Below are 1,573 nucleotides of genomic sequence, written 5' to 3'. Positions count from 1 at the left end.
GACGATCTCGCCCTTGTCGTTGATCGCCACCACGGAATTGTAATAGCGGCTGCCGGCATTGGCGGCGCCGCCCTCCTCGCGAACGACGCCGGCGATCAGCATCTGGCCACTGCTCAGCGTTTCGCCCAGCGCCGTCAGTGCGTCGGGACGCTCGGTGAACAGGAACGGCACCGACGTTTCCGGCCACAGGATAAGCTGCGGCTTCGGATGGCCTTGCTCAGGCGCCTTCCCCGAAATGCCGAGCAGCGTTGCGAAGATGCGGTCGCGCACCGAGGCGTCCCATTTCTCACTGAGGTCAATGGAAGGCTGGACGATGCGGACGTCGATCGAGCGTGAGGCCTTATCGACCGGCGCGGCAAGCCTGTAGAAGCCGAAGCCGGCATGAGCGGCAACGAGGATGACGAACAAGGCGGCGCCCAGCCGCAGATGCCGACCCGAGGCAACGAGCGCGGGCAAGGAAAAGACGAAGACCGCCAGCGCATTCATGCCGAACATGCCGGTCACCGATACGCTCTGCATCAGGACCGGCACCGGCATTGCGGCATAGCCGACGGCATTCCACGGGAAGCCGGTGAACAGGAAGTCGCGCAACCATTCGGCCAGGCCAAAGCCCAAAGCGAGCGCGGCGATGCGGCCGATGTCGCTGCTCCAGAAGAGCCGCGCCACGACGCTCGCAAACCCGTAGAAGAAGGCGAGCGCGAAGGGGATGCCTATGACGGCAAAGGGCAAGGCCCAGGCGAAGTCGTCGGCCTCGACCAGCAGTGCCTGGCCGATCCACCAGAGACCGGCGATAAAGTAGCCGAAGCCGAACCACCAGCCGATCGCGAAGGCTGGCCTCAATCGCCGCAGCCAGCCGTCGGAAGCCTCGCCGGTGGCGCCGTCGAGCAGCCAAACCAGCACCGGGAACGAGACGAAACAGGCGGCGAAGAAATCATAGGGCGCCTGGGCGAGAACCGCGAGCGCGCCGGCGAGAAACGCCACCAACGAACGCCGCCATCCCCACAGCAGAATTATCCGGCCGGCAAAGCGCTGCATATAGCGTCCCAAGTCGCGCGAATCAGGGAGCCAGAGATTTAACAGGCCGCGCCGCCCGCTCCAAATGACGGTGACTTGAAATTGTCAGGCTGGGCTGCGTCGAGCTACGTTACGCCTGCTCGATACGCACTGCGCGGCGACGCTGCCGCTCACCCTTCTGGCTCTGCACGATGCGCACGCGCTTGACGCGGCGCGGGTCGGCGTCGAGCACATGGAATTCGAACCCGGGGATGGCCTGCACCACTTCGCCCCTGGCCGGAACGCGGCCGAGCGTGTTGAAGATCATGCCGCCGATGGTGTCGACATATTCGCCGTGCTCGCCAGCAGCGAAATCGCCGCCGATCATCTTGGCGACCTCCTCGATCTCGGCCTTGCCATCGACGATGAAGACGCCGTCGCCGGCCTGGGTGATCATCGGTTCGTCGTCGTCGTGCTCGTCCTCGATGTCGCCGACGACCATCTCGACGATGTCCTCCAGCGAAACGAGGCCGTCGGTGCCGCCATATTCGTCGATGACCAGCGCCATCTGCGTGCGCGT

The 1,573-nt window shown here is 64.8% G+C and carries 2 protein-coding genes; both read right to left on the bottom strand.

The genetic code is table 11. The features are described 5' to 3' along the window. Positions 1-1,035, bottom strand: a 1,035-nt coding sequence (gene lnt, locus Q0L57_RS15195) for an apolipoprotein N-acyltransferase (protein ID WP_296743913.1), incomplete at its 3' end; no start/stop codon positions are given. 109 nt (positions 1,036-1,144) lie between these two features. Next, positions 1,145-1,573, bottom strand: a 429-nt coding sequence (locus Q0L57_RS15190) for a transporter associated domain-containing protein (RefSeq protein WP_296743911.1), incomplete at its 5' end; no start/stop codon positions are given.

Source organism: Mesorhizobium sp., assembly GCF_024509055.1.
Lineage (GTDB): Bacteria > Pseudomonadota > Alphaproteobacteria > Rhizobiales > Rhizobiaceae > Mesorhizobium.
This window is presented reverse-complemented; position numbering and strand designations above follow the sequence as displayed.